This is a genomic window from Bradyrhizobium sp. Y36 (assembly GCF_002531575.1).
In the GTDB taxonomy this organism is placed as follows: Bacteria; Pseudomonadota; Alphaproteobacteria; order Rhizobiales; family Xanthobacteraceae; genus Bradyrhizobium.
This window is the reverse complement of sequence record NZ_NWTI01000019.1, coordinates 144803-171585: the sequence shown is the minus strand read 5'-3', so window position 1 is coordinate 171585 and position 26783 is coordinate 144803. Positions and strand designations below refer to the sequence as shown.

The following is a 26783-nucleotide window of genomic DNA, read 5'->3' as shown; positions in this document are numbered from 1 at the left end:
ATCTTTCGTCCCAAATTCCGGCTTCGGCTCCCTCCGCGAGGACTTCATGAAGATCTGCATCTACGGCGCCGGCGCGATCGGCGGCTATCTCGGGGTTCAGCTCGCGCGCGCAGGCGCCGATGTCAGCCTCATCGCACGCGGCGCGCATCTGGCCGCCATGCGCGAGCGCGGCCTGACGCTGCTCGCGGGCGAGGAGAAGCACACCGTGCACCCGCGCTGCACCGACGATCCCGCCGAGCTCGGCGTGCAGGACTACATCATCATCACGCTGAAGGCGCATTCGATCACCGGCGTGATCGAGAAGATGCAGCCGCTGCTCGGTCCCCACACCCGCATCGTCACCGCCGTCAACGGCATCCCCTATTGGTACTTCTACAAGCACGGCGGCCAGTACGAGAATTCGACGCTGGAGAGCATCGACCCCGGCGGCCGGCAGTGGCGCGAGCTCGGGGCCGAGCGCGCCATCGGCTGCATCGTCTATCCCGCCACCGAGATCGAAGCGCCCGGCGTGATCCGCCACGTCTACGGCAACAACTTTCCGCTCGGCGAACCCTCCGGCGAGATCACGCCCGACGTGCAGCGCCTCGCCGATCTGTTCGTCGCCGCCGGGCTGAAGGCCCCGGTGCTCGACCGCATCCGCGACGAGATCTGGCTCAAGCTGTGGGGCAATGTCTGCTTCAACCCGATCAGCGCGCTGACCCACGCGACGCTCGACGTGATCTGCACCGATCCGTCCACCCGCGCGCTGTCGCGCGCGATCATGGTGGAGACGCAAGCCATCGCAGAGACCTTCGGCGTCAAATTCCGCGTCGACGTCGAGCGCCGCATCGAAGGCGCCCGCAAGGTCGGCGCGCACAAGACCTCGATGCTACAGGACCTCGAACGCGGCCGCCCGATGGAGATCGACCCGCTGGTCACGGTCGTGCAGGAGATGGGCCGCCTCACCGGCATCGCCACGCCCGCCCTCGACTCGGTGCTGGCGATGGTGACCCAGCGAGCCCGCATCGCCGGCCTCTATGACGGCGTCTCGACGCCATCGGATCCGCGCGCATTGGCGGTGGCGTGATGGCTGGCGAGACGAAGCAGTGGCTGCGCTTCCGCCACGCCGGCACGACCGGCTTCGGCACGCTGACGACGGCGGGCATCTGCGTGCACGAGGGCGAGATGTTCGGCCGCAACGCCGCGACCAGCAAGATGCTGGCGCCCTCGGAGGTCGAGCTGCTCGCGCCCTGCGCGCCCAGCAAGATCGTCGCGCTCTGGAACAATTTCCACGCGCTCGCGGCCAAGCTCAACCAGCCCGAGCCGCCGGAGCCGCTCTATCTGCTGAAAGCCACCACCAGCATCACGACGCCGGGTGCCGTGATCCGGCGGCCCTCTTATTACGACGGCAAGACCACCTATGAGGGCGAGCTCGGCATCGTCATCGGCAGGACCTGCGCCCGCGTTTCGCCTGGCGAGGCCGACAGCTTCATCTTCGGCTACACCTGCGTCAACGACATCACCGCCAACGACATCCTGACCAGCGACCCCACTTTCCCGCAATGGGCGCGCGCCAAGGGCATCGACGATTACGGCCCGTTCGGCCCCGTCATCGCGACCGGCCTTGATCCGGCCAGGCTCGTGGTTCGCACCATCCTCAACGGCGCCGAGCGGCAGAATTATCCGATCTCCGACATGATCTTCACCGCGCAGCAGCTGGTCAGCAGGATCTCCCACGACATGACCCTGCTCCCCGGCGACCTCATTGCCGTCGGCACCTCGGTCGGCGTCGGCGTGATGAAGGAGGAGGTGAACACGGTGACGGTGGCCATCGACGGCATCGGCGAGCTCACCAACGAGTTTCGGCTGTAGCCAAACCGTCAACCCGGATGAGCGGAGCGACATCCGGGACGGGTCTTCGTACGGTCCCGACTTATTCTCGCGGCAGCGCAGCAAAATTGATCCGGCGCAAATCGCGCCGGCTGAGCCGCTTTTATCCTTCCCGGCAATCAATTTCTGACGCCAGGGAGGACGCCATGACGAATGCAGCCAATGCACTTCTATGGACGGCTCTGTACTTTGCTCTCGCGTTCGGTGCGATCTTCGCGGTCTGGTGCGCCGACAAGATGCGCTCGAGCCTCCTCGGGAAGTAATACGCGCACGACACCGTAGGCCGACGAGCGCAGCGACATTCGGGGGCAACTCGTCGCGTGGTCCCGCAGACGCTCATGCTGGCTGCGAACGCTGCCCGATCCGTGATGGCGGGGCATGACACGTGTGTGGGAAGATCTGTCCGGGATAACCCGGCATTCGCCGCCGCTCCTCCCATCGGCCAACGCAGTCAACCGTGGATCGCGTGGCCCGAAATCCCCCATAACCCTCCCCGCCCCTTGCGCTCGGTTCAGCTCTTGGCAATCATGGCCAAAATGTGTGCCGGCGTGAGGAATTCACGATGTGGCTGTTTTTCCTGGTTGCCTGGGTCGGCCTGTTCGCCGTCATCGCGGTGTTCGCCCAGCAGGCGTTCGGACACGACATCAGTCACCTGCCCGCCTGGTTCGCGGCCCTGCCGGCGCCGCAGCGCATCGCGACCGGTCTGATCCCCGCCCTGGCGCTGGCCCTGATCGGCGCCTCGGCCTGGCAGCTATCGCGCCAGGATCGCAGCCTGAAGACGCTGCGTGATCGCCTCAGGAAGACCCGCGAGGACGTCGTCGTCGCTCACGCCCTGCAGAACCATCTCGACGCCACCGTCCAGCATCTGATCGAGAGCGATCCACGGGAGGCGGTCTCCGCCCTCCACGACAAGCTCGGCGAGACCGAGCAGCGCGCGCTGCTTCAGCAGGGCCGCAACGAATCCACCGACATGCACGACCAGCTTGCCGAGATCCGCCGCCGCCAGCAGCACCTGCGCGAGATGGTCGGCAAGGTCGCCGATCAGCGCCGTGCGGTCGAGCCCGTCTTCACCGAGATCCGTGACCGCCAGAACCAGCTCGAACGCTCCCTGCACGATCTCGAGACCGACGATCGCAAGAACAACCTCGCTGACCGGCAGAGAGACATCGCGCGCGACGTGGCGGCGCTGCTGGGGCGGGTGAACGCGGTCCAGGACACATTTGCCGCGCTCAACCAGTACAAGGCGGATCTGGCGAAATCCCACGCCGAGCTGGCGCCGCTGCGCGCCTCCGACGCCGGCATCAACGCCCTGATCGGCGAGCTCAGCCTCGATCATGACCACCTGGCCAAGACCATCGACGAGCTCGAGACCGGCGGCGAGACGCCGCTTCTCGCCCGCGTCGAGACGCTGTCGAAGAACAAGATCGAGATCGAGCAGCGCCTCGCCCGCATCGACGACAGCTTCAACATCCTCAAAGGCATCCGGCTCGACTTCGAGGAGCTCAGCCAGCGCCGGGACCAGCTCGAGCGCGCGCTCGCCGACGTCGAAACCGATGCCGACGGCAAGAGCCTCACCGAGCGCCAGAACGCGCTGAACGATTTCGTCCTGCAGTCGCGCCAGCGCCTCGGCGCCTTGCAGGAGACGTTGGCAACGCTGAACGCCTTCAAGGCCGAGCTGTCGAAATCGCAGGCCGACCTCGTCCCGCTCAAGGCCCCGGTGTTCGGCATCGAGGCCATGATTGCGGACGTCGGCGCCACCCGCGATCTCCTCGCCAAAACCGTCGGCGAGATCGAGACGAACGGAGACGTCACGCTCGCCTCGCGCGTCGATGCGCTCACCCAGAGCAAGCGCGAGGTCGAAGACCGCCTCGCCCGCTTCGACAATTTCAACGCGCTCGATGCCCTGCGCAAGGACATCGGCGGTGTCTTTGCAACGATCCGGAATAGCCTGAACCGGATCGGGTGAGGCCCCGCCCCATCTTCGTGCTTCGCAGCAAATGGCAGCCACGAGGTATTTTCGTATCGTTCTGCCCGTGATACAATCTTGGCGCGAATATTTGAATTTTAGGCTCTATCGGCTCGATCATCATTCCATCGCCGGCACCGACACGCCCATGCCGGCCGTCATTCATATTCGGAGGACGCGTCCATGGCCGCCCGGAAAGCCACCAAGTCTGCCAAGAAGACCAAAGCCAAAGCTTCGGCATCAAAGTCCAAGAAAGCCAAAACGAGAGCCAAGACGAAAAAGGCCGCAGCCAAATCCAAAAAGGCCAAGGCGAAGAAAGCCAAGTCCAGATCGGCCAAATCCAGATCGGCCAAATCTAAATCGGCCAAGGCGAAGGTGAGCCAATCCAAGGCCAGCAAATCCAAGGCCAAAAAATCCAAAGCCAAGAAATCCAAGGCCAAGAAATCCAAGGCCAAGAAATCCAAGGCAGGTAAGAAGACGGCCAAGGCGAAGAAGGGCAAGACCGGCGCATCCAAGAAGAAAAAGACCGGCAAGGTTGCAAAGAAGACCACCAATTCGACGACGCCGCCAACCACCACGCCAAGCGCTTCCACCCCGTCAGTGACACCGCCCCCGTCAAATCCGCCGGACGCGTCTGGCTTCCAGGTCGTCGGCACCAACGCCAGTGCACTGTTCTCCCTCAAGCTGCATCGCGGCGACGGCATGACGCTGGTTGCGATGAACTGGAAGAGCGGCCGGCCGCCCGAAAACTTCGTCGGCTTCGCGATCGAGTACCAGGAGCCCGGCGGCAGTCAGTTCTTTGCGTTGAACAACCGGCTCAACTTTCTCGACGCTGCAGGCAACGTCAATCCGCAGAAGCTTCCGACCCTGCAATCGCCGATCCAGAAATTCCGCTGGGTGCATTTCCCGCGCAACGCCGAAATCGCCGGCGACTTCATCTATCGCGTCACGCCGATGTTCATGGACGCGCAGGGCAAGCTCAGCAAAGGCGAGGCGCAGCAGGCGCCGATCCAGCTCGCGCGCGAGACCTATCCCGGCATCGCCAACGTCACCTTCACCCGCGGCTTCATCTCGTCGCAGGCCTTCGTCGACCGCTATCTGGCGAACGGCCCGATCAACACGCTGGTGGCGCCGCTTGCCGCGGGCGGGCTCGACTTCAAACCCACGCATCCCGACACGCAGGCCGCCCTGGCGTGGATGGGCTTCGAGGCGCGCGCCGCGATCCTGGAGACCCTCGATCAGGCGATCGCCGACCATGCCGAAGTCCGTGTCGTCGCCTACGATTTCAATCTGCCCGAAATCCTCGACCGTCTCGTCCAGCTCGGTCCGTCGCTCAAGATCATCATCGACGACAGCTCCCCGCATGGCGACGACGGTTCCGCCGAGAACGCTGCGGAGGTCCGCCTGGTCGCCTCGGCCGGGCGTGACAACGTGCTGCGCCAGCACATGGGCAATCTGCAGCACAACAAGACGATCTCGGTGAACGGTCCGACCGTGAAGAAAGTGGTGTTCGGCTCGACCAATCTGTCCTGGCGCGGCTTCTACGTCCAGGCCAACAACGCGCTGGTCGTGAGCGGTCAGAGGCCGGTCGATCTCGCCTTCGCGTCCTTCGACAGCTATGTTGCCAACAGCAACAAGGTCGCGGGCTTCGGCGCAACCCCCTCCGCCGATTGGCAGGATCTCGGTCTTCCCGGCATCGACGCCAAGGTGGCGTTATCGCCGCACAGTGCCGCCAACGCCAAGCTTGATGAGATCGCGACCGACCTCAGGAGCGCGACGTCGTCCCTGCTCTATTCGCTTGCCTTCCTGGCCCAGACGGGGGGCTCCGTGCGCGACGCCATCACCGATCTCACCGCCAACAGCAACGTCTTTGTCTACGGCATATCCGACAAGAAGGTCGGCGGCATCGACGTGCAGAACCCTGACGGAAATGTCACGCCGGTATTTGCCGCCGAGCTTGGCGCCAACGTGCCGGAACCGTTCAAGTCGGAGCCGACCGGCGGCACCGGCACGCGCATGCACCACAAGTTCACCGTGATCGATTTCGACAAGCCGACCGCGCGGGTCTATCTCGGATCCTACAATTTCTCCAAACCCGCCGATCGCCAGAACGGCGAGAACCTCCTGGTCATCAAGGACCGGCGCATCGCGGTGTCCTACATGATCGAGGCGCTGAGCATCTTCGACCACTACTCGTTCCGGGTTGCCGTCAAGAAGGCCAAGCAGGAGGGCGTGAAGCTGCATCTGGCGCAACCGCCGGGCCCGGGCGAAAAGGCGTGGTTCGAAGACGACTTCACCGTCGGGCACAAGATCAAGGATCGACTGCTGTTCTCCTGAAGGCAGACAGAATTCGCGGGATGGGTCGCGCGAAGCGAACTCCCATCTCGCGGATGGCTGCGGCACGGCCAGGATCGCCCAACTCGGACACATCCAGACACATCACATCTGCGCGCGTCAGACATATGCCGCTGACATGCCCCGTGCGCGCCGCAACTTGGTCGCATTCCACCGTCCTTTTGTGAGGCGTGTCTGGGGGCACGGCATGGCCGTGTTTGGACCAAACCTTCTAGGGGTATCGCTGTGAAGAAGATTGTATTTGCTCTGGGTGCCACGCTTGCTCTGGTGACGGCTGCGAACGCTGCGGATCTGCCGCGCCGCCAGCCCGTGCCGGTCTACCCGGCCGAGCAGGCGCCGATCGGCAAGATGCCGATTGGCAAGAGCCCGGTTGGAAAGGCCCCGATCGGCAAGGCGCCGGGCCCCGTCGCCGCGCGCTACTGACGCGCAACAGATCAAGCGCAGAATCTAAGCGGCCGACAGTCGAGGGGCACAGCGTGACGAAGAAGCCTGATCGATCGGGACCCTGCATCCTTGCGGGGGTTGCCCTCGCGGCCATGATTGCGTGTACGACGCCCTCGGCCTCCGCCCATGAAGCGAACAAGCGCGTTGCAGACGCCAATGCGCTTGCCACGACCGACACCGCATCACGACCGGCGCCGCAATCGACGCGGCGCTCGGTCGCGCGCGCGGAGAAGGGTCCGTATTACGTCGACTTCCGTGCCCGAACCGCCGCGAGCTGGGGTCATGCCTTCGTCTGGTACGGCAAGACCAGCGAGAAGGCCGTCGAGGTTGCCGGCCTGACGCCGGCCGGCGACACCCTGGCTTACGTGCTCGGTCACATCACCTTCGTGCCGTCCGAGACCGGCGCGAGCTACGGCGATCTCGATCCGGAATATCTGACCGCGAGCTATCGCGTCTATCTGAACGAGGCCGACGCCAAGCGCGTGTTCGCCTACATCAAGAAAAAGCAGGCCAGCTCGCCGGTGTGGAACGCCGAGACCATGAACTGCACCGGCTTCATCGGCGACATCGCCGAATTCATGGGTCTCGAGGTCCCCAATCGCTGGCAACGCCCGGAAAACTTCGTCAACCGCCTCAAGGAATTGAACGGCGGCCGCCAGATGGTGCGGCTGTCGGCGGAGCAGTAGCGCCCGTGTAGCGACGACCATGCAGCTCGGATGGAGCAAAAGCGAAATCCGGGACCGGCGTCGGCTATTGCCCGTCAGGCGTTCGGCGTGACACCCCTCGCCCGCCGGGCAAAACACCCCGTCAATTCCTCGACCCCGCCTGTCAATCCCCGCGCGCCAAAATATTCCACTTTACCGAAATTCTGATTTGCCGTACAAGCAAGCCACCCTGGCCCGAGACGAGGGGCGGATCGCGATCGTCACGAACCGCGGGCCGGGCAGCGATGGACGCGACGGCGTCGGGCGCGAGGTGCGTTGCAGGGCGGGACACCGTGAGCAAGGCGCTTTCCGCGCATACGACCCGGCGCCGACAGCGTCTTCGCATGGCTTCGGGCGTGAGCACACGCCAGCACTCGAAGTCCCAGCGAGGACGTGCGCGGACGGTCAAGTCGTGTGGTCCTGACGCCCGGGGTCTGTGCGTCAAGTCCTGCGGTGATGTGGCGGCCAACCGGCGCGCATCGAACAGCTGCATGGCGACGGGGGCAATAGTGCATCGCTCCCCGAGGAGAGCACGAAGTACGCCGTAAACCATCGCGCAGGGAAGGCCGGGCGTTCGGCTCACCTGTGGTCCACCCCGTGTGCATTCTCTTGCGCACGGACTGCGGGTGCCAGCCGGCGCCCGGTCTTCCCTGCGCCCTTGTCTCGATAAGGGCGATGCGACGAAGCAAAGCTCGGGCGAAATGAGCCGCGAGAGTGTGAAGGCGCGCCTGTAGGGGAATGCGCGTTGACGGCCTCCGAGAGCCCCGCATACTCAGTCGTTGCTGAGGCAATGGCGCATTCCAGCCTCACCGCCGTCATGGCCAAAGCCGTGGCTGCGGCAGTGAAGGGACAGGAATTATCCGCCCCGCGGAATCACCCTCATCCCCGCATGATCGCCCCGCCCCTGCCGCACGCCCCCGCTGATAGACTTTTGCCATCCCCGGCGGCATCCTTCCCGTCATCAACCGACAACAGAGCCTGCGGGCCACCCGGGGGGAAACACATCCATGTTGCAGACACGGTTCACAAAACTCGTCGGCGTCGAGCATCCGATCGTCCAGGGCGGCATGCAATGGGTCGGGCGCGCCGAACTGGTTGCCGCGGTTGCCAATGCCGGCGCGCTCGGCTTCATCACGGCGCTGACGCAGCCGACGCCGGAGGACCTGACCAGGGAGATCGCGCGCTGCCGCGACCTCACCGACAAGCCGTTCGGCGTCAACCTCACCATCCTGCCCGCGATCAAGCCGCCGCCTTATGCCGAATACCGCGCCGCCATCATCGAGGCCGGCATCAAGGTGGTCGAGACCGCCGGCAACAAGCCGCAGGAGCATGTCGACGAGTTCAAGAAGAACGGCGTCAAGGTCGTGCACAAATGCACGAGCGTCCGCCACGCGCTCTCGGCCGAGCGCATGGGCGTCGACGCCATCTCGATCGACGGGTTTGAATGCGCCGGCCATCCCGGCGAGGACGACACGCCGGGCCTGATCCTGATCCCGGCCGCCGCCAACAAGGTCAAGATCCCGATGATCGCCTCCGGCGGCTTTGCCGATGCCCGCGGTCTCGTGGCTGCGCTGGCGCTGGGGGCCGAGGGCATCAACATGGGCACCCGCTTCATGGCGACCAGGGAAAGCCCGATCCATCAGCTCATCAAGGAGAAGATCGTCGCCAATGACGAGCGCGAGACCGAGCTGATCTTCCGCACCATGCGCAATACCTCGCGCGTCGCCAAAAACGAGATCTCGACCAAGGTCGTCGCCATGGAGAAGGAAGGCGCCAGGTTCGAGGACATCCGCGAGCTTGTCGCGGGCGCCCGCGGCAAGATGGTCTACGCCACCGGCAATTCCGACGAAGGCATCTGGTCGGCTGGCCAGGTCCAGGGCCTCATCCAGGACATCCCGACCTGCGCCGAGCTGGTCTCGCGCATCGTGCGCGAGGCTGAAGCCATCATCCGCAGCCGGCTCGAAGGCATGATCGTTCAGCCGCAACGCGAAGCCGCGGAATAGTCACTGCAAGAAGCGAGAGCAATTCATGAAGGCTTATGTCTACGGCCCTGAGGGCGCCCGGATTTCCGACGTCGCTCAACCAAAGCCGAAGGGTGCGCAGGTGCTGGTGCGCGTCCGCGCCTGCGGCCTCAATCGCGCCGACACCGGCATGCGCAAGGGCCACGCCCACGGCGCGGCCGGCGGCGTCGGCACCGTGCTCGGCATGGAATGGGCCGGCGAGGTCGCCGAGCTCGGACCGGATGCGAAGGGCGTCAAGGTCGGAGACCGCATCATGGGCTCCGGCGGCGCGGCGTTTGCCGAATACACCCTGGCCGACCACGGCCGGCTGTTCCACGCGCCCTCGAACATGAATTTCGAGGAAGCCGCCACCCTGCCCGTCGCACTCGCGACCATGCACAATGCCGTCGTCACCGTCGGCGGCGTGCAGCCGGGCCAGAGCGTGCTGATCCAGGGCGCCAGCTCCGGAGTCGGCCTGATGGCGATGCAGATTGCCCGGCTCAAGGGCGCCAAGCTCGTGATCGGCTCCTCCACCGACGCCTATCGGCGCGGCCGGCTGAAGGAATACGGCGCCGACCTCGCGGTCGACTCTTCCGATCCCAAATGGGTCGACGAGGTGCTGGCGGCGACGAACGGCGAAGGTGTCGACCTCATCGTCGACCAGGTCTCCGGCAAGGTCGCCAGCCAGAACCTCGCCGCGACCAGGGTGAAAGGCCGCATCGTCAATGTCGGCCGGCTCGGCGGCACCCATGCCGACTTCAACTTCGACCTGCATGCGGCGCGCCGCATCGACTATGTCGGCGTCACCTTCCGCACCCGCACCATCGAGGAGGTCCGCGAGATCTTCGCGGAGGTCCGCAAGGACATCTGGGGCGCGGTCGAGTCGCGAAAACTGCAGCTGCCGATCGACAAGGTCTATGCGTTCGCCGACATCGACCAGGCGTTCGCGCACATGGAGGCGAACAAGCATCTGGGGAAGATCGTCGTGACGCTGTAAGGAGCCAAAGCGACGGTCCCGTAGGGTGGGCAAAGCGGAAGCGTGCCCACGTATCTGTATCCATCGGAAAAGACTCGTGGGCACGGCGCAAGTGCGCCTTTGCCCACCCTACGAGATCGAGCAACGCGGATCGCTTCTGCAACTCACTCGCGACTAACCCTGTGGATCATCGCTTGATGTTCACCCGTGGGCTGCTAAATCCCCCGCCATGACCACCCAGCACAATAAGACATCGGTCGCGGCCATCTCGATCTTCGCCAGCGGCGGCATGGCGGCGGCCAAATTTGCGGTCGGGATCGCGATCGGCTCGCTCGCGCTGATCTCCGAGGCCCTGCACTCCTCGATCGACCTCGTCGCCACCATCATCACCTGGGCGGTGGTGCGGGTGTCCGACAAGCCGGCGGACGACGAGCACCATTACGGCCACGGCAAGCTGGAGAGCATCTCGGCGCTCGGCGTCACCGCCCTGCTCTACGTGCTCGCCGGCGGCATCCTGGTCGAGTCCTACAGCCGGCTGAGCGAGGGAACCCCGCCGCCGACCATCTCGGCCGTCCCCTTCGTCGTGCTGGTGATCGACATCGTCGTCAATCTCTGGCGCGCCCGCGCCCTGCACCGCGCCGCACGCGAGACGCGGAGCCAGGCGCTGGCGGCCGACGCGCTGCATTTCGCCTCCGACGTGATGGGCTCGTTCGCCGTGATCGTGGGCCTCATCCTCGCCGCGCTCGGCTTCTGGTGGGGCGACGCCGCGGCGGCCGCCGCGGTCGCCGTGATGATCGCAGCTCTCGGCCTGCGCATGGCCGGCTCGACCGTGCAGACGCTGGTCGACCGCGCCCCGGAAGGCGCGCAGGAAAAGGCCACGGCCGCGATCCTGAGCGTGCCCGGCGTGATCGACGTCGAGCGCTTGCGCGTGCGCATGGTCGGTGCGACCACCTTCATCGACACCATCGCAAAGGTGCCGCGGACCTATCCGATCGACCGCGTCGAGGAGATCAAGCGCAAGGTGCAGGCCGCCGTCGACCAGGCGTTCGGCGATGCCGACCTCACCTTCACCCCGGTCCCCGTCGCGCGCAACAACGAGACCGTGCGCGACCGCATCATGGTGATCGCGCGCAATTCCAGCCTCGCCGTCCACCACGTCACGGTGCACGATCTCGGCGCCAAGCTGATCGTCAGCATCGACCTCGAGGTCGATGGCGCCATGCAGTTGGATGCCGCCCATGACATCGCCAACAGCCTGGAACGCAACATCCAGGAAGAGTTCGGCGAGGACGTCGAGGTCGACGTCCATATCGAGCCGCTGGAGCCGGAACTGCCGTTCGGGGTCGATGCCGCGCCTGAGCGGGTGCGGACCATCGCCGCCGCGCTGACGGAGTATGCCGCCGACGGCGAGATCCACGACATCCATAATGTCCGTGTTCGCAACACCGATGCCGGCGAGATCGTCAACTTCCACTGCCGCGCCACGCCGTCGATGAGCGTGATCAAGGTGCACGAGCACGTCGACGCGATCGAACGCGCATTGCGGCGTGCGTTCCCGAGCGTGAAGCGTGTGATCAGCCACGCGGAACCACCGCGCGGCTGACGAGGCAAAAGAATTGAAGAGCGTGCGAGGAGTCACACGTTCTCGTTTCGGACTCCTCCCGCCCGTGAGTTTGCGGACGCGCGAGACACAAACTGCGCGTTGGATAAGAATAAATACGCGTTAACGATTCATTGACTCTCGACACCCCGCGAAAACTGGATTCAAATCGCTGTGATTCGGAAGCGATGTGGGGCTGCTTCCGGACTTCAGTTGCAAGCTGGTTTTCAGGGGGCCGAAGGCATGTCGCGTGCAGACGCCGCGAACGCGTGCGTCCAATCCGATTCGATCAAGGGATTGGCGCAATCGATCGCGAAACCTGCCTATCATCGGCTCTTGATCGCAGAGCCGGCGCTTCGTCGCGCCGTGCCGACGCTCATCATCGCTTTCCTGATCACGATCTGCCTCGGCGCATTCGTGCAGGTTGTCGATCAGACCCGCCAGAAGCGGTTGGTGATCCGTCACGACATCTCCGCGCTGGCCGACCTCCTGGCAGAACGCATCGACCGCCTCACCTTCGTGCGGCAGGAGCGGCTCAAGAACATCGAGAACCTGCCGACGCTGCTGCCCGACCTGATCCCGTCCTGGGGCACGGCCACGGGCCGCCACGTCATCGTCACCTCGGCCGGTATCGAGCGCCGCGTCCTCGCCCGCATCCCGATCGACAACGAGCCCGCGGGCAACGACCGGCTGCTCGACGCCATCACGACCGCACAATTGCTCGCGGCGCCGACGCGCGACGGCAACATCTCCGACATGACGCTGCCGAACGGCAACGCCGCGATGGCGACCTCACGGCAGATCAAGTCGCTGCCGGGCTTCGTCACCGTGATCCAGGAGCGCAACGAGCCGATCTGGGGCTCCGATGCAGCCCTCTCGGTGACGCTGTCGGCGACGACCGGCTTCGTCGTCCTGATCCTCGGCTTCGCCTTCCACTGGCAGTCCACTCGCGCCCGCGAGGGCGACCTCATCAACGACGCCGTCCGCGGCCGGATCGACACCGCGCTCAACCGCGGCCGCTGCGGCCTGTGGGACTGGGACCTGTCGCGCGGCCGGATCTTCTGGTCGCAATCGATGTTCTCGATGCTGGGCCTCGACGGCCGCCACGAGCTCCTCACCTTCGGCGAGGTCAACGCGCTGGTGAAGTCCGACGACATCGACCTGTTCGCGATCGCCGATCAGCTCATCTCCGAGAAGATCGACCACATCGACCAGACCTTCCGCATGCAGCATGTCGACGGCCACTGGATCTGGCTCCGCGTCCGCTGCGAGAAGACCCGCGGGGCGACCGATTCCAGCGTGCATCTGATCGGCATCGCCGTCGACATCACCGAGCAGAAGAGCCTCGCCGAGCGCACCGTCGAAGCCGACCTGCGTCTGCGCGACGCCATCGAGACCATTCCGGAAGCCTTCGTGCTGTGGGATGCGAGCGACCGCCTCGTGCTCTGCAACTCGCACTTCCAGCGCCTGCACAAGCTGCCCGACAGCGCCGTCATTCCCGGCACCTCCTACGAGACCGTGCTCGAAGTCGGCCGCATGCCGGAGGTGCGCACCCGCCACAACGAGACCGCGAGCCAGGGCCCGGGCGCGCGCACCTTCGAGGCGCAGCTCGACGACGGCAGCTGGCTGCACATCAGCGAGCGCCGCACCAAGGACGGCGGCTACGTCTCGGTCGGCACCGACATCACGCGCATCAAGGAGCACGAGCAGAAGCTGGTCGACAACGATCTGCGCCTGCGTGCCACCGTCATCGACCTCAAGCGATCGCAGGCGGCGCTGGAGCGCCAGGCGGTCGAGCTCGCCGATCTCGCCGAGAAGTACCAGCGCGAGAAGACCCGCGCCGAGGAAGCCAACCAGACCAAGTCGAAGTTCCTCGCCAATATGAGCCACGAGCTGCGCACGCCGCTCAACGCCATCATCGGCTTCTCCGAGATCATGGGCTCGGGCATGTTCGGCGAGCTCGGCAGCGAGAAGTACCAGGAATATTGCCAGGACATCCTGACCAGCGGCCACTATTTGCTGGAGGTCATCAACGACATCCTCGACATGTCCAAGATCGAGGCCGGCCGCATGAAGCTCGACATGGAGGAGCTCGACCTGTCGCGGACGCTGGCGGAATCCCTGCGCGTCGTCACCGGCCGGGCCGAGGACAAGCACATCACGCTCGATGCCGACATCGCAAAATCCATCTCCGTCGTCGCCGACCGCCGCGCGACCAAGCAGATCATCGTCAACCTGCTGTCCAACGCCGTGAAGTTCACGCCGGACGGCGGACGCGTCGTGGTGCGCAGCCGGCAGCTTGAAGACCGGGTCGTGCTGATGATCGCCGACACCGGCATCGGCATCGCGCCGCATTCGTTGGCGCGGCTCGGCCGCCCGTTCGAGCAGGTGGAGAGCCAGCTAACCAAGACCTATCACGGCTCGGGCCTCGGCCTTGCCATCGCCCGCTCGCTGGCGCAACTCCACGGCGGCTCGATGCGGCTGCGCTCCAGGCTCGAAGTCGGCACCGTCGTGCGCGTGACCCTGCCGCGCGACGCGATCAAGGCGGCGTCCGGGATATCGGCTGCGGCTTGATCCCTACAGCTGCAGCGACGGCGCGACTTCCCGCGCGACGTTGACGAGCGCCGCGATCAGCGGCGTCATCGGATCGCGCTGCGGGATCACCATGCCGATGCTGTAATTGACCTCGGGATCGGTGATCGGGATCGAGCGGACGGTGTCCGAGAGGCCGAGCGTCTCGGCAAGCTTGGCCGGCATCACGCTCGCCCAGCGTCCAGTCTTCACATGCGTGAACAGCACGAGCAGCGAGTTCGAGGTCAACGTCGGCGTCGCCTCCGCGCCGACCGAACGCAGCGCGCGGTCGATGATGCGGCGGTTCTGCATGTCGGGCGTCAGCAGGCATAGCGGCACCTGCCCGACCTCCTCCCACGTCACCGTCTCGCGGTCGCCGAACATCCCGTCCGGCGCCGTCAGGAGACGATAGCTCTCGTTGTAGAGCGGAATGGTACGCACCTTGCCGATCGGCTCGTTCTCGATATAGGTCAGCCCCGCATCGACCTCGAGATTTTCCAGAAGCCCTAGCACCTCGGACGAGGTGGTGGACTGGATGCGGAAGCGCACCTCGGGATGCCGGGCGCGGAACGGCGTCGTCAGCGCCGCCACCATGCCGAGCACGGTCGGAATCGCCGCAATGCGGATCTCGCCGGAGAGCTGATGCTTCAGCCCGTTGATCTCGTCACGCATCGCGCGGGCATCGCCGACGATCCGCCGCGCCCAGTCCAGTGCCCGCTCGCCTTCGGGAGTGAACCCCTGGAAACGGGACCCGCGCTGAACCAGCATCACGCCGAGAATTTCCTCGAGCTGCTTGAGCCCGGTCGACATCGTCGGCTGCGTCACGCCACAGACTTCCGCCGCGCGTCCGAAATGCCGCTCCTTCGCCAGCGCCAGCAATAGTTCAAGCTTGTCGATCAACCGGTCGTCTCCCCGAATTCTCGTCTGGCATGCAAGCTAGCATGCCGGCCCTGCACCAACACGCAAAAACCGGCAGCCGATCCAACTTTCATTGGCAAATCGTATCGACCGATGGCGGTTGCAAATCGATCTGAATTCGCAATCGCAGCACGGGACCGCTTTATTGATCTTCGAATGATTCCAACTAGTTTGCGCGGAGGAAACGCTCAGGTTGAGAACGACGAATGACAGCGGTTTTTGAGCCTTGGAACGAGACGCGCGGCGCCGAGATCATCGCCGAACATGCCGACCAGGAAGGCGCGACGCTGGTCATCCTGCATGCGCTTCAGGAGGCGTTCGGCTACGTGCCGGAGGCGGCCATTCCCATGGTGGCGCAGGCGCTCAATCTGTCGCGCGCCGAAGTGCATGGCGTGTTCACGTTCTATCATGATTTCCGCCGCAAGCCGGCCGGCCGCCACGTGCTGAAGCTGTGCCGCGCCGAGGCCTGCCAGGCCGCGGGGGGCGATGCGCTGGCGGCGCGCGCGGAAGCAAAGCTCGGCGTGTCGCTCGGCAGCACCACGCCCGATGATCGCGTCACGCTGGAGCCGATCTACTGCCTCGGCCTGTGCGCGACAGCGCCGTCCGCGATGCTCGACGGCCGCCTGATTGGCCGGCTCGACCAAAAGCGCCTCGACGCGCTGGTTGCGGACGCACAGCGATGAGCATGCGTCTGTTCGTCTCACGTGATGCCGGCGCGATCGCCGTCGGTGCCGACGAAGTTGCTCTGGCGCTGAAGCAGGCAGCAGCCACGCGCGGCGTCGCGATCGAGATCGTCAGGACCGGCTCGCGCGGCATGTACTGGCTGGAGCCGCTGGTCGAGGTGGCGACGCCGCAGGGCCGCATCGCCTTCGGCCCTGTGACGGAAGCCGATGTCCCCTCCCTGCTCGACGCGCTCGCGAGCAACACGCCGCATCTGTTGCGGTTGGGCGCCACCGAGGAGATTCCCTGGCTGAAGCGCCAGACCCGCCTCACCTTCGCCCGCTGCGGCGTGATCGACCCGCGCTCGCTCGACGATTACCGCGCCCATGGCGGTTACAAAGGGCTGGAGCGCGCACTCTCGCTCGGACCTGATGCGATCCTCAACGAAGTCACGGCGTCCGGCCTGCGCGGCCGCGGTGGCGCGGGCTTTCCCACCGGCATCAAGTGGAAGACCGTCGCCCAGGCCGGGGCCGACCGCAAGTTCATCGTCTGCAACGCCGACGAGGGCGACAGCGGCACCTTCGCCGACCGCATGATCATGGAAGGCGATCCCTTCCTGGTGATCGAGGGCATGACCATCGCCGGCCTCACCGTCGGCGCGACCAAGGGCTACATCTACATCCGCAGCGAATATCCGCACGCGGTCGAGGCCATGAACGCGGCGATCGGGGCAGCCAAGCGCGGCGGCTATCTCGGCGACCAGATCGGGGGCTCGACCACCAGCTTCGATCTCGAAGTGCGTGTCGGCGCTGGCGCCTATGTCTGCGGCGAGGAGACCTCGCTGCTGGAGAGCCTGGAAGGCCGTCGCGGCATCGTGCGTGCAAAGCCGCCCTTGCCGGCGCATCACGGTCTGTTCGGCAAGCCGACCGTGATCAACAACGTGCTGTCGTTCGCGGCCGTTCCCTTCATCCTCGCCGAGGGCGCCAAGGCCTATGCCGATTTCGGCATGGGCCGCTCCCGCGGCACGATGCCGATCCAGCTCGCCGGCAATGTGCGCTACGGCGGCCTGTTCGAAACCGCGTTCGGCGTGACGCTCGGCGAGCTCGTCGACGACATCGGCGGCGGCACCTTGACCGGCCGCCCCGTGCGCGCGGTGCAGGTCGGCGGTCCGCTCGGCGCCTATTTCCCCCGTGCCCTGTTCGACACGCCGTTCGACTACGAGGCCTTCGCCGCACGCGATGGCCTGATCGGCCATGGCGGCATCGTCGTGTTCGACGACAGCGTCGACATGCGCCGGCAGGCGCGCTTTGCGATGGAGTTCTGCGCCATCGAATCCTGCGGCAAGTGCACGCCCTGCCGGATCGGCTCGACCCGCGGCGTCGAGACCATCGAGAAGATCATCAACGGCGAGCGCGTCAGCGAGAATCTCGCGCTCGTCGAGGACCTCTGCAACACCATGAAATTCGGCTCGCTCTGCGCACTCGGCGGCTTCACGCCCTATCCCGTGCTCAGCGCGTTGAAGCACTTCCGGGAGGATTTTGCACCCATCCCGACCACGCTTCAGGCCGCGGAATAGGAGAACGACGATGTCTTTGATCGAAGAAATCGACTACGGCACGCCGCGCTCGAAGTCGGAGACGATGGTGACGCTGACCATCGACGGAAACCGGGTCACGGTGCCCGAGGGCACCTCGATCATGCGTGCCGCGATGGACGCGGGCCACCAGATCCCCAAGCTCTGCGCGACCGACATGGTCGACGCCTACGGCTCCTGCCGCCTCTGCCTCGTCGAGATCGAAGGCCGCGCCGGCACGCCGGCATCCTGCACCACGCCTGTGATGCCCGGCCTCGTCGTGCATACCCAGAGCGAGCGGCTGAAGAAGCTGCGCAAGGGCGTGATGGAGCTCTACATCTCCGACCATCCGCTCGATTGTCTCACCTGCGGCGCCAATGGCGACTGCGAATTGCAGGACATGGCCGGTGCCGTCGGCCTGCGCGACGTGCGCTACGGCTATGAGGGCGAGAATCACGTCTTCGCCAAGACTCCGAACAAGACACCTGGCGAGAGCCACGGCTGCGACAACGACCACTGGATACCGAAGGACGAGTCCAACCCGTACTTCACCTATGATCCCTCCAAGTGCATCGTCTGCTCGCGCTGTGTCCGCGCCTGCGAGGAGGTGCAAGGCACCTTCGCCCTGACCATCTCCGGCCGCGGCTTCAACAGCCGAGTCTCGCCCGGCATGAGCGAGAGCTTCCTCGGCTCCGAGTGCGTCTCCTGCGGCGCCTGCGTGCAGGCCTGCCCGACCGCGACGCTGACCGAGAAATCCGTGATCGAGATCGGCCAGCCCGAGCATTCGGTCGTCACCACCTGCGCCTATTGCGGCGTCGGCTGCGCCTTCAAGGCCGAGATGCGCGGCGAGGAAGTGGTGCGCATGGTGCCTTACAAGGACGGCAAGGCCAATCGCGGCCATTCCTGCGTCAAGGGCCGCTTCGCCTGGGGTTACACCAACCACAAGGAACGCATTCTCAAGCCGATGATCCGCGATCGGATCGAGGATCCCTGGCGTGAAGTGTCCTGGGATGAAGCGTTCTCGTTCGCCGCCGCCAGGATGCGCGGCATCCAGCAGACATACGGCCGCGACGCCATTGGCGGCATCACCTCGTCCCGCTGCACCAACGAGGAAACCTATCTGGTGCAGAAGCTGATCCGCGCCGGCTTCGGCAACAACAATGTCGACACCTGCGCCCGCGTCTGCCACTCGCCGACCGGCTACGGCCTCGCCACCACCTTCGGCACCTCCGCAGGCACGCAGGATTTCGACTCGGTCGAGGACACCGACGTCGTGGTCGTGATCGGTGCCAACCCAGCTTCCGCTCACCCGGTGTTCGCCTCGCGTCTGAAGAAGCGGCTGCGCCAGGGCGCCAGGCTGATCGTGATCGATCCGCGCCGCACCGAAATGGTGGAATCGCCGCACGTCAAGGCGCTCCACCTGCCCCTGATGCCCGGCACCAACGTCGCGGTCATGACGGCGATCGCGCATGTCATCGTCACCGAGGGCCTCGTCAACGAAGCCTTCGTGCGCGAGCGCTGCGACTGGAGCGAGTTCGAGGAATGGGCAGCCTTCGTCGCCCAGCCGAACAACAGCCCGGAAGCCACCGCCATCCTCACCGGCGTCAATCCGAAGGATCTGCGCGAGGCGGCCCGCGCCTATGCCACCGGCGGCAACGGCGCGATCTATTACGGGCTCGGCGTCACCGAGCACAGCCAGGGCTCGACCACCGTGATCGCGATCGCGAACCTTGCGATGGCGACCGGCAATATCGGCCGTCCCGGCGTCGGCGTGAACCCGCTGCGCGGGCAGAACAACGTGCAGGGCTCCTGCGACATGGGCTCGTTCCCGCACGAGCTACCCGGCTATCGCCACATCTCCGGCGATGCCGTGCGCGACCAGTTCGAGGCGCTGTGGAACGTCAAGCTCAACCCCGAGCCGGGCCTGCGCATTCCCAACATGTTCGATGCCGCGGTCGAAGGCACGTTCATGGGCATCTACGTACAGGGCGAGGACATCCTGCAGTCCGATCCCAACACCAGCCACGTGGTGGCGGCGCTGTCGGCGATGGAATGCGTCATCGTCCACGACCTCTTCCTGAACGAGACAGCGAACTACGCCCACGTCTTCCTGCCCGGCTCGAGCTTCCTCGAGAAGGACGGCACCTTCACCAATGCCGAACGCCGCATCCAGCGCGTGCGCAAGGTGATGACGCCGAAGAACGGCATGGCGGACTGGGAGGTCACCATCGGCCTTGCCAAGGCGATGGGCTTCGAGATGAAGTACAGCCACCCTTCCGAGATCATGGACGAGATCGCGGCACTGACGCCGACCTTCGCCGGCGTCTCCTACGCCAAGCTGGACGAGCTCGGCTCGGTGCAGTGGCCCTGCAACGAGAAGGCGCCCGAGGGCACGCCGGTGATGCATATCGACGGCTTCGTTCGGGGCAAGGGCAAGTTCGTCGTCACCGAATATGTCGCGACCGACGAACGCACCGGCCCGCGCTATCCCCTTCTGCTCACCACCGGCCGCATCCTCAGCCAGTACAATGTCGGCGCGCAGACGCGGCGCACCGACAACGTGGTCTGGCATGCCGAGGATCGCCTCGAGATCCATCCGCACGATGCCGAGCAGCGTGGCGTGCGCGACGGCGACTGGGTGCGGCTGAAGAGCCGCGCCGGCGAGACCACGCTGCGTGCGGAGATCACCGACCGCGTCGCGCCCGGCGTCGTCTACACCACCTTCCACCATCCGGATACGCAGGCCAACGTCATCACGACCGACTATTCGGACTGGGCGACCAATTGCCCTGAATACAAGGTGACGGCGGTGCAGATCTCGCCGTCGAACGGCCCGTCCGACTGGCAGAAGGCTTACGACGCGCAGGCGCGGCAATCCCGCCGCATCGTGCCGGCCGAGGCCGCGGAGTAACCGCATGCACGTGCCCGTCCAGGCCATCGACCGCGAGATCTGGCGCGACCACGCCGCGTCCGAAGGCGTACGGCTGATCCCGGAGGAGACGCCACTGGCGCTGACCTATAATGGCGGCACCTATGCCGTCATGATGGGGACGCCGCAGAACCTGGAGGACTTTGCCGTCGGGTTCAGCCTGGACGAAGGCATCATCAAGTCGGTCGACGACATCAAGTCGCTCGACATCGTTCGACTCGACGACGGCATCGAGCTCAGGATGTGGCTTGCACCGGACGACGCGGCGTTGATCAGCGAGCGCCGTCGTCATGTCGCCGGCCCCACCGGCTGCGGCATCTGCGGCATCGAGTCCATCGCCGAGGCCGTGCGTCCCGCCGCGGTCGTGCCGCAGGGGCAGACTTTTACGCCCGAGCAGATCATGGCGGCGATGCAATCAATCGCGCCGTTGCAGTCGATCAACCTGCAGACCCGCGCCGTGCACGCTGCCGCGTTCTGGTCCCCATCAGGCAACATCGTCGCGCTGCGCGAGGATGTCGGCCGCCACAATGCGCTCGACAAGCTCGCCGGCGCCCTGGCGCGCAGCCGCAACGATACGAGCGGCGGCATGGTGCTGCTGACCAGCCGCGTTTCGGTCGAGATGGTGCAGAAGGCCGCCGCGATCGGCGCGCCGGTGATGGTCGCGGTCTCCGCGCCCACCGCGCTCGCCGTGCGCACCGCAGAAGCCGCCGGCATCACGCTGATCGCCATTGCCCGCCAGGATGGGTTCGAAGTGTTTTCGCATGGTGAGCGGATCGTCGCCCGCCATGCCACGGAGGTTGCCGATGTCGCCTGACCGCCTGATCTACATGGCCAACCAGATCGGCAAGTTCTTCCAGAGCCAGGGCCGCGGCAAAGCCGTGCCGGGGATCGCCGAGCACATCAAGAAGTTCTGGGATCCCCGGATGAAGCGCGCGATCTTCGCCCATCTCGACGCCGGCGGCGCCGGCCTTGAGCCTGACGTGCGCGAGGCGCTCACCTCGTTGAAGCAGGCGACGACGCTTCCAGCAGCGCCCTGAACACCCGCCGCACCTCGCCCTGGGTCTCCTTCACGCGTGCCTCAAGCGAGGAGAAATCCGGCGCATCGCCGGCGCGCGCCATCACGCGCTGCAGATCCGTGCCGGCGGTTTCCGGCTTGAAGCCATCGCTGACGCACAGCCGCAGGATCTGCGTCAGGTCGTGATAGAGCCGTGCGGCGGCACGCAGGATCTCGGTCTCCGATTGCGGCAGCACGCCGAGCCTGCACGCATTGTCGAGCACCTGCATGGTGCTGACGTCGAGGATCTCGGGCATCTCGTGCGCATGCACGAGCTGGAGATGTTGCGCGATGAAGTCGATGTCGACCATGCCGCCGGCGGCGTATTTCAGGTCCCAGCAATCGCCCTCGCCCTTCTCCTGGGCGATCGCGCGCCGCATGTCGGCGACGTCGTTGGCCGTAATGACGGGATCGCGATGGCGGGTCAGCACCTCGCGGATGACGCGCTCGATCCGCTCCCGGAATTCGGGCGAGGCCGACACCACGCGCGCCCGCGTCAGGGCCATGTGCTCCCAGGTCCAGGCCTCGTTGGCCTGGTAGTCCGCAAACGAGACAAGGCTCGAGGCGACGGGGCCGGCGCGGCCCGAGGGGCGCAGCCGCATGTCGATCTCGTAGAGCACCCCGTAATTGGTGCGCGTCGTGAAGGCGCTGATCAGGCGCTGGGTCAGGCGGGCAAAATAATGCGCGCCCTGCAGCGATTTCGGCCCATCGGAGTCCGGATGATCGGCGTCGAAATCATAGAGCAGGATCAAATCGAGATCGGACGAGGCCGTCATCTCGCGGCTGCCGAGCCGGCCCATCGCGATGATCGCGGTCTCCTGCTCCTTGATACGGCCGTGCTGGGCGGCGAAGCGGTCGGCAACGAGGCCGTGCACGGTATGGACGATGCCTTCGGCGACATCGGCAAAGGCGGTGCTCGCCTGCTGCGCCGAGACGGTGCCGGAGAGGATCCGCGTGCCGATCAGGAACAGGCTCTCCTGCCCGAACAGGCGCAGGCGATCGAGGAATTCTTCGTATGAGCCGGCGTCCTGTACGGTGGCGGCGAGCCGCGCCGACAATTCCTGCCGGTCCGGCATGGCGCCGAAGAAGCGCGGATCGATCAGGCCATCCATCAGTTGCGGCTGCCGCGCCAGCATCTCCCCGAGCCGCGGCGCCGCGCCCAGCACCAGCGCCACCAGCGCGACGAGATCGCGGTTCTGGCCGAGCAGCGTGATCAGCCGGCCGCCGCGCTGCAGCGCCTTCAGGAAATCGTCGAACGCCACGACGGCGCGATCCGGCTCCTCGGCATGGGCAAGTCCGTCGATCAGGGCCGGCACGAATTCGATGAAGGCATTCCGCGTCGCCTCATTGCGGAACACGCGATAGTCGCCGGTGATCCAGTCGCGCACGGTCTGCGCCACCGCTGCGGCTTTCTTGAAGCCGAGCGTCGTGAGGTGCTGCAGCAGCCGCGGATCGTCGGCTCCCGCACCATAGTCGAGCGCCGGCAGCTTGGCCGTGCCGGTCGGATCGTCGCCCTCGAACAGCTTTTCGTAGTGGCCCTGCACGATCTTGAGCTGTTGCAGCAGGTCGTTCGCAAAGGCTTCGCGATCCGGATAGCCGAAGAAGCGGGCGAAGCGTTCGACGGCGTCCTTGTCCTCGGGCAGCGCGTGGGTCTGCTCGTCGGCGATCATCTGCAGGCGATGCTCGACGCGGCGCAGGAATTCGTAGGCCGTGGTCAGTTCGTCGCGCGCGGCTGGCGTGATCCAGTTGCTGGCCGCCAGAATGTCGAGCGCCCTGAGCGTCGGGCGCACGCGCAATTCCGGATGGCGGCCGCCGGCGATCAATTGCTGGGTCTGGGCGAAGAACTCGATCTCGCGGATGCCGCCGCGCCCGACCTTGACGTTGTGCCCCTCGACCGCGACCTCGCTCTGGCCGCGATAAGTCTGCATCTGCCGCTTCATGTCGTGGACGTCGGCGAGCGCGGCGAAGTCCAGATGCTTGCGCCAGACGAAGGGGCCGATCTCGGCCAGCAGCGCCTCGCCCGCTCTGGCATCGCCGGCGCAGGCACGCGCCTTGATCATCGCGGCGCGCTCCCAGGTGCGCCCTTCCCGCTCGTAATAGTTCAGCGCGGCGTCCCTGGAGATCGCCACCTGCGTCGAGGACGGATCGGGCCGCAGGCGCAGGTCGACGCGGAACACATAGCCGTCATAGGTGCGCTGCTGCAGGATGCGCGCCATCCCTTGCGTGACCCGGACGAAGAATGGCTGCGGCTCGATGTCAGGCGCGAGCGTTGTCGCATCGGGATCGAAGAACACGATGAGATCGATATCGCTGGAATAGTTCAGCTCGCCCGCCCCCATCTTGCCCATGGCGAGCACGATCAGGCCGCAGCCTTCCTCGGGAGCCTCGAGATTGGGCGGCGAGATCCTGCCACGTGCGGCTTCCTGCCGCAGCAGGTACTGGAGCGCCACCTGCACCGAGGACACCGCGACGTCGGTCAGCGCCGCCGTCACCCGCATCACCGGCCAGACCCCGCCGATGTCGCACAGCGCGGTCAGCAGCGCTGCCTCCGCCTTCATGCGGCGAAGCAGCCGCATCACCTCGGCTTCGTCAGGAGCCGCGAGCACTGCGCCCCTGGCGTCCGCGATGAGGGCCGTCAGATGCGCATCCGGGTCGCATTCGAGCAGCCGGATCAGGCGCAAGGCGTCTGCGCGCACCAGATCGAACAGATAAGGCGAGAATTCCGCGATACCGGCCAGGATATCCCGCGCGAAAGGATGGACCAGCAGCGCTTCAAGACGCGCCGATTGGGCCGGCTCGAGCTCGCTCAGCCAGCTTTCCAGACGTCGTTCGTCGGTTACGGAAGCGGCAATATGGGGAGCTTCCGCGAACCGTGCGGCCAGCTTCTCACCATGCTTGTCCGCGTTTCCCGGCGCGGAGTGGTTCATGCCACCTTCTGTGGCACATCCGGTATTGGCGGAGCAACCCTGTCGCCGGCACTGAGGCGCGCAGGGAGCGCCAGCGTGGCGACGAGGCCCGGTTGGGCGTCACCCAGCCGCAATTCGCCACCATGCAACGTCGCAACCGCCGAAGCGAGGCTGAGGCCAAGGCCCGAGCCCGGCTGCGTGCGGCTCGCTTCCAGGCGAACGAATCGCTCGACCGCGTGCTTGCGATCGGCCTCGGGTATGCCGGGGCCGCGATCGGTGACGCTGAGCAGCACATGGTCGCCCTCGCGCCTGGCCTCGATCAAGATCGGCCGCGCGTCCATGCTGACCACGGTTCCACCGGTCTGCGCGACAGGCTTGCCATATTTGATCGCATTCTCGACCAGATTGGCGAGCGCCTGGCTGATCAGTTCGCGGTTGGCGTGAACCGGCGTCGGATCGGCCTTGACCTTCAAGGTCATGCCGTCCTCCTCGGCGAGCGGCTCATAGAGCTCGTGGATGCCGTTGGCCACATCGGCGGCATCGAAATCATCCATGTTGCCGCGCGCCTGCCCGGACTCGGCGCGCGCGATCATCAGCAGCGCGTTGAAGGTGCGGATCAGACCGTCGGATTCCTCGATGGTCCGCTCCAGCGCCGCCCGGTAATCGGCCTCGCAGCCGGATTTCGCCAGCGCCTCCTCGGCGCGGTTGCGTAGCCGCGTCAGCGGCGTTTTGAGATCATGGGCGATGTTGTCGGAGACCTCCTTCAGCCCCGCCATCAGCGCCTCGATCCGCTCCAGCATGGCGTTGAGATTCTCGGCGAGACGGTCGAGCTCGTCGCCGCTGCGCCCCACCGGCAGGCGCTCGCTGAGATCGCCCGTCATGATGCGCTGCGCCGTCCCCGTCATGGCGTCGATGCGCCGGAGCACACGGCGCGCGACGAACACGCCGCCGCCAAGGCCGAGCACGACGACGATCAGCACCGACCATTGCGCGGCCTTGGCGACGATGCCGAACAGCCGCCGGCGCTCGGCAAGGTCGCGGCCGATCAGGAGGCGGAAGCCGTTCTCGAGCTCGGTGACGCGCACCAGCGCGCGATGGTCGCGGTCGTCGGCATCCTCGATGCGGCGATAGGCGGTCTCGGACCAGCCGCGCGTCGCCATCACGCCGGGCGCCAGCGAGCCGACATTGCCGGCGATCGCCTGCCCCGTCGGCGTGGTCACGAGATAGAGGTTGGCGCCCGGCCGCAGCGCCCGGTACTCGATCGCCAGCACCAGGCCGCGCAGGCCGCGGCGGCCGTAGATCTCCGATATCTCCGAGGTCTCGGCATTGACCGTCTGCGTGATCTCCTCGGTGATCAGCCGCCGCGTATTCCAGGCGAAATAGGCCAGCAGTGAAGCCGCGAACATCGCGAACAGCAGCAGATAGACCAGCGTCAGCCGGAATGCCGTGGTGCGGACGAGTTTACCGAATGCCGTCACGGATCATGTACCCCGCGCCGCGGATCGTGTGCAGCAGCGGCCGCTCGAATCCCTTGTCGATCTTGGAGCGCAGCCGCGAGATGTGCACGTCGATCACGTTGGTCTGCGGATCGAAATGATAATCCCAGACGTTCTCCAGCAGCATGGTGCGCGTCACCACCTGGCCGGCATGCTTCATGAGATATTCGAGCAGGCGGAATTCGCGCGGCTGCAGCGTCAGCTCGTCCTTGCCGCGGGCGACGCGGTGGGAGAGCCGGTCGAGCTCGAGATCGCCGACACGGTACAGCGTGTCCTCGGCGGGACCGCCGCGGCGGCGCGACAGCACCTCGACCCGGGCCAGCAGCTCGGCAAAGGAATAGGGCTTCGGCAGGTAGTCGTCGCCGCCGGCGCGCAGGCCCTTGATGCGGTCGTCGACCTGTCCGAGCGCGGAGAGAATCAGCACCGGCGTGGTGTTGCCCTTGTCGCGCAGCATCCCGATCAGCGACAGGCCGTCGCGCTTGGGCAGCATGCGGTCCACCACCAGCACGTCGTAATCGCCGCTCTCGGCCATGACGAGGCCCTCCTCGCCGTCGGCGGCGTGGTCGGCAATGTGTCCGACTTCGCGAAACGCCTTCACGAGGTAGTCGGCGGATTCGCGGTCGTCTTCAATGATGAGGAGGCGCATCGTGCGTTCGGCGGCGGTCAAGGAGGTCAACCTTCTCTAAACATGGCGCGAGCGGCTATCGCATGCAAGCCGAGTGGGAGACGCCGGCATGGAGAAAAAGGCGGGCGGTGAAGCTG

20 protein-coding genes are annotated in these 26783 nt (G+C 65.9%); 15 read left to right on the top strand and 5 right to left on the bottom strand.

The annotated features are described in order from the left end of the window. Nucleotides 1-46: 46 nt before the first annotated feature. The 3 genes from CO669_RS27120 to CO669_RS27110 all read left to right on the top strand — a co-directional run bounded on the left by CO669_RS27120 (nt 47) and on the right by CO669_RS27110 (nt 3835). Nucleotides 47-1066 (top strand): 2-dehydropantoate 2-reductase, encoded by a 1020-nt coding sequence (locus tag CO669_RS27120; protein WP_097663004.1) that lies wholly within the window; start codon nt 47-49, stop codon nt 1064-1066. Then, nucleotides 1066-1851, top strand: a complete 786-nt coding sequence (locus CO669_RS27115; protein WP_198964286.1) for a fumarylacetoacetate hydrolase family protein — start codon at nt 1066-1068, stop codon at nt 1849-1851. The genes CO669_RS27120 and CO669_RS27115 overlap by 1 nt, the downstream gene beginning before the upstream one ends. A 580-nt stretch (nt 1852-2431) precedes the next feature. Next, entirely contained in the window at nt 2432-3835 is a 1404-nt protein-coding gene (locus CO669_RS27110) for a coiled-coil domain-containing protein (protein WP_198964285.1), read from the top strand. Between the two features lie 158 nt (nt 3836-3993). Here CO669_RS27110 and CO669_RS35450 read toward each other — a convergent pair whose 3' ends face one another. Then, complete coding sequence (locus CO669_RS35450; protein ID WP_143278743.1) at nt 3994-4428, bottom strand: hypothetical protein; 435 nt, start codon at nt 4426-4428, stop codon at nt 3994-3996. A 7-nt stretch (nt 4429-4435) separates the two neighbouring features. Here CO669_RS35450 and CO669_RS27100 point away from each other — a divergent pair, with 7 nt between their 5' ends. From CO669_RS27100 to CO669_RS27070, 7 genes are all read left to right on the top strand, one after another. Then, the gene (locus CO669_RS27100) at nt 4436-6172 is read left to right on the top strand and encodes a phospholipase D-like domain-containing protein (protein WP_198964284.1); all 1737 of its coding nucleotides are present in this window, start codon (nt 4436-4438) and stop codon (nt 6170-6172) included. Between the two features lie 243 nt (nt 6173-6415). Next, complete coding sequence (locus CO669_RS27095; protein ID WP_249153894.1) at nt 6416-6613, top strand: hypothetical protein; 198 nt, start codon at nt 6416-6418, stop codon at nt 6611-6613. A 53-nt stretch (nt 6614-6666) separates the two neighbouring features. Continuing rightward, on the top strand, nt 6667-7320 hold the full coding sequence (locus CO669_RS27090; RefSeq protein WP_097662999.1) for a hypothetical protein: 654 nt from the start codon (nt 6667-6669) through the stop codon (nt 7318-7320). Between the two features lie 1025 nt (nt 7321-8345). Next, a complete protein-coding gene (locus CO669_RS27085) occupies nt 8346-9341 on the top strand; it encodes an NAD(P)H-dependent flavin oxidoreductase (protein ID WP_097662998.1) in 996 nt (331 codons plus the stop codon). A 25-nt stretch (nt 9342-9366) separates the two neighbouring features. Further along, entirely contained in the window at nt 9367-10335 is a 969-nt protein-coding gene (locus CO669_RS27080; protein WP_097662997.1) for a zinc-binding dehydrogenase, read from the top strand. 208 nt (nt 10336-10543) lie between these two features. Further along, nucleotides 10544-11917 (top strand): cation-efflux pump, encoded by a 1374-nt coding sequence (locus tag CO669_RS27075; protein ID WP_097662996.1) that lies wholly within the window; start codon nt 10544-10546, stop codon nt 11915-11917. Nucleotides 11918-12157: 240 nt separating this feature from the next. Next, on the top strand, nt 12158-14488 hold the full coding sequence (locus CO669_RS27070; RefSeq protein ID WP_097662995.1) for a PAS domain-containing sensor histidine kinase: 2331 nt from the start codon (nt 12158-12160) through the stop codon (nt 14486-14488). 3 nt (nt 14489-14491) lie between these two features. Here the strand turns inward: CO669_RS27070 and CO669_RS27065 are convergent, their stop codons facing one another. Beyond that, nucleotides 14492-15385 (bottom strand): LysR family transcriptional regulator, encoded by an 894-nt coding sequence (locus tag CO669_RS27065; protein WP_097662994.1) that lies wholly within the window; start codon nt 15383-15385, stop codon nt 14492-14494. A 224-nt stretch (nt 15386-15609) separates the two neighbouring features. Between CO669_RS27065 and CO669_RS27060 the strand changes: the two genes are divergently transcribed. The 5 genes from CO669_RS27060 to CO669_RS27040 are packed head-to-tail and all read left to right on the top strand — an operon-like array spanning nt 15610 to nt 21602. Further along, nucleotides 15610-16086, top strand: a complete 477-nt coding sequence (locus tag CO669_RS27060; protein ID WP_097662993.1) for a formate dehydrogenase subunit gamma — start codon at nt 15610-15612, stop codon at nt 16084-16086. Continuing rightward, a complete protein-coding gene (locus tag CO669_RS27055; RefSeq protein ID WP_097662992.1) occupies nt 16083-17639 on the top strand; it encodes a formate dehydrogenase beta subunit in 1557 nt (518 codons plus the stop codon). Before CO669_RS27060 ends, CO669_RS27055 begins: the two co-directional genes overlap by 4 nt. Before the next feature lie 10 nt (nt 17640-17649). After that, on the top strand, nt 17650-20547 hold the full coding sequence (fdhF, locus tag CO669_RS27050; protein WP_097662991.1) for a formate dehydrogenase subunit alpha: 2898 nt from the start codon (nt 17650-17652) through the stop codon (nt 20545-20547). Between the two features lie 4 nt (nt 20548-20551). After that, entirely contained in the window at nt 20552-21379 is an 828-nt protein-coding gene (gene fdhD / locus CO669_RS27045; protein WP_097662990.1) for a formate dehydrogenase accessory sulfurtransferase FdhD, read from the top strand. Then, nucleotides 21369-21602, top strand: coding sequence for a formate dehydrogenase subunit delta (locus CO669_RS27040; protein WP_198964283.1), 234 nt, complete (start codon nt 21369-21371; stop codon nt 21600-21602). The genes fdhD and CO669_RS27040 overlap by 11 nt, the downstream gene beginning before the upstream one ends. Here the strand turns inward: CO669_RS27040 and CO669_RS27035 are convergent. From CO669_RS27035 to CO669_RS27025, 3 genes are read right to left on the bottom strand one after another with little or no spacing between them, the layout of a single operon-like run. Beyond that, nucleotides 21559-24546 carry a bifunctional [glutamine synthetase] adenylyltransferase/[glutamine synthetase]-adenylyl-L-tyrosine phosphorylase gene (locus tag CO669_RS27035; protein ID WP_097662988.1) on the bottom strand — a complete coding sequence of 996 codons (2988 nt, stop codon included), beginning with the start codon at nt 24544-24546 and terminating at the stop codon, nt 21559-21561. The two genes, CO669_RS27040 and CO669_RS27035, sit on opposite strands and share 44 nt — an antisense overlap. Further along, entirely contained in the window at nt 24543-26003 is a 1461-nt protein-coding gene (locus CO669_RS27030; protein ID WP_097662987.1) for a sensor histidine kinase, read from the bottom strand. The genes CO669_RS27035 and CO669_RS27030 overlap by 4 nt, the downstream gene beginning before the upstream one ends. Further along, nucleotides 25987-26667, bottom strand: a complete 681-nt coding sequence (locus CO669_RS27025) for a response regulator transcription factor (RefSeq protein WP_097663026.1) — start codon at nt 26665-26667, stop codon at nt 25987-25989. The genes CO669_RS27030 and CO669_RS27025 overlap by 17 nt, the downstream gene beginning before the upstream one ends. Nucleotides 26668-26783 lie beyond the last annotated feature (116 nt).

Bases quoted from the DNA above. Each gene is read 5' to 3' on its own strand.
- CO669_RS27120 (WP_097663004.1), top strand. From the start codon at position 47: ATGAAGATCTGCATCTACGGCGCCGGCGCGATCGGCGGCTATCTCGGG.
- CO669_RS27115 (WP_198964286.1), top strand. From the start codon at position 1,066: ATGGCTGGCGAGACGAAGCAGTGGCTGCGCTTCCGCCACGCCGGCACG.
- CO669_RS27110 (WP_198964285.1), top strand. From the start codon at position 2,432: ATGTGGCTGTTTTTCCTGGTTGCCTGGGTCGGCCTGTTCGCCGTCATC.
- CO669_RS27085 (WP_097662998.1), top strand. From the start codon at position 8,346: ATGTTGCAGACACGGTTCACAAAACTCGTCGGCGTCGAGCATCCGATC.
- CO669_RS27080 (WP_097662997.1), top strand. From the start codon at position 9,367: ATGAAGGCTTATGTCTACGGCCCTGAGGGCGCCCGGATTTCCGACGTC.
- CO669_RS27075 (WP_097662996.1), top strand. From the start codon at position 10,544: ATGACCACCCAGCACAATAAGACATCGGTCGCGGCCATCTCGATCTTC.
- CO669_RS27070 (WP_097662995.1), top strand. From the start codon at position 12,158: ATGTCGCGTGCAGACGCCGCGAACGCGTGCGTCCAATCCGATTCGATC.
- CO669_RS27060 (WP_097662993.1), top strand. From the start codon at position 15,610: ATGACAGCGGTTTTTGAGCCTTGGAACGAGACGCGCGGCGCCGAGATC.
- CO669_RS27055 (WP_097662992.1), top strand. From the start codon at position 16,083: ATGAGCATGCGTCTGTTCGTCTCACGTGATGCCGGCGCGATCGCCGTC.
- fdhF (WP_097662991.1), top strand. From the start codon at position 17,650: ATGTCTTTGATCGAAGAAATCGACTACGGCACGCCGCGCTCGAAGTCG.
- fdhD (WP_097662990.1), top strand. From the start codon at position 20,552: ATGCACGTGCCCGTCCAGGCCATCGACCGCGAGATCTGGCGCGACCAC.
- CO669_RS27040 (WP_198964283.1), top strand. From the start codon at position 21,369: ATGTCGCCTGACCGCCTGATCTACATGGCCAACCAGATCGGCAAGTTC.
- CO669_RS27035 (WP_097662988.1), bottom strand. From the start codon at position 24,546: ATGAACCACTCCGCGCCGGGAAACGCGGACAAGCATGGTGAGAAGCTG.
- CO669_RS27025 (WP_097663026.1), bottom strand. From the start codon at position 26,667: ATGCGCCTCCTCATCATTGAAGACGACCGCGAATCCGCCGACTACCTC.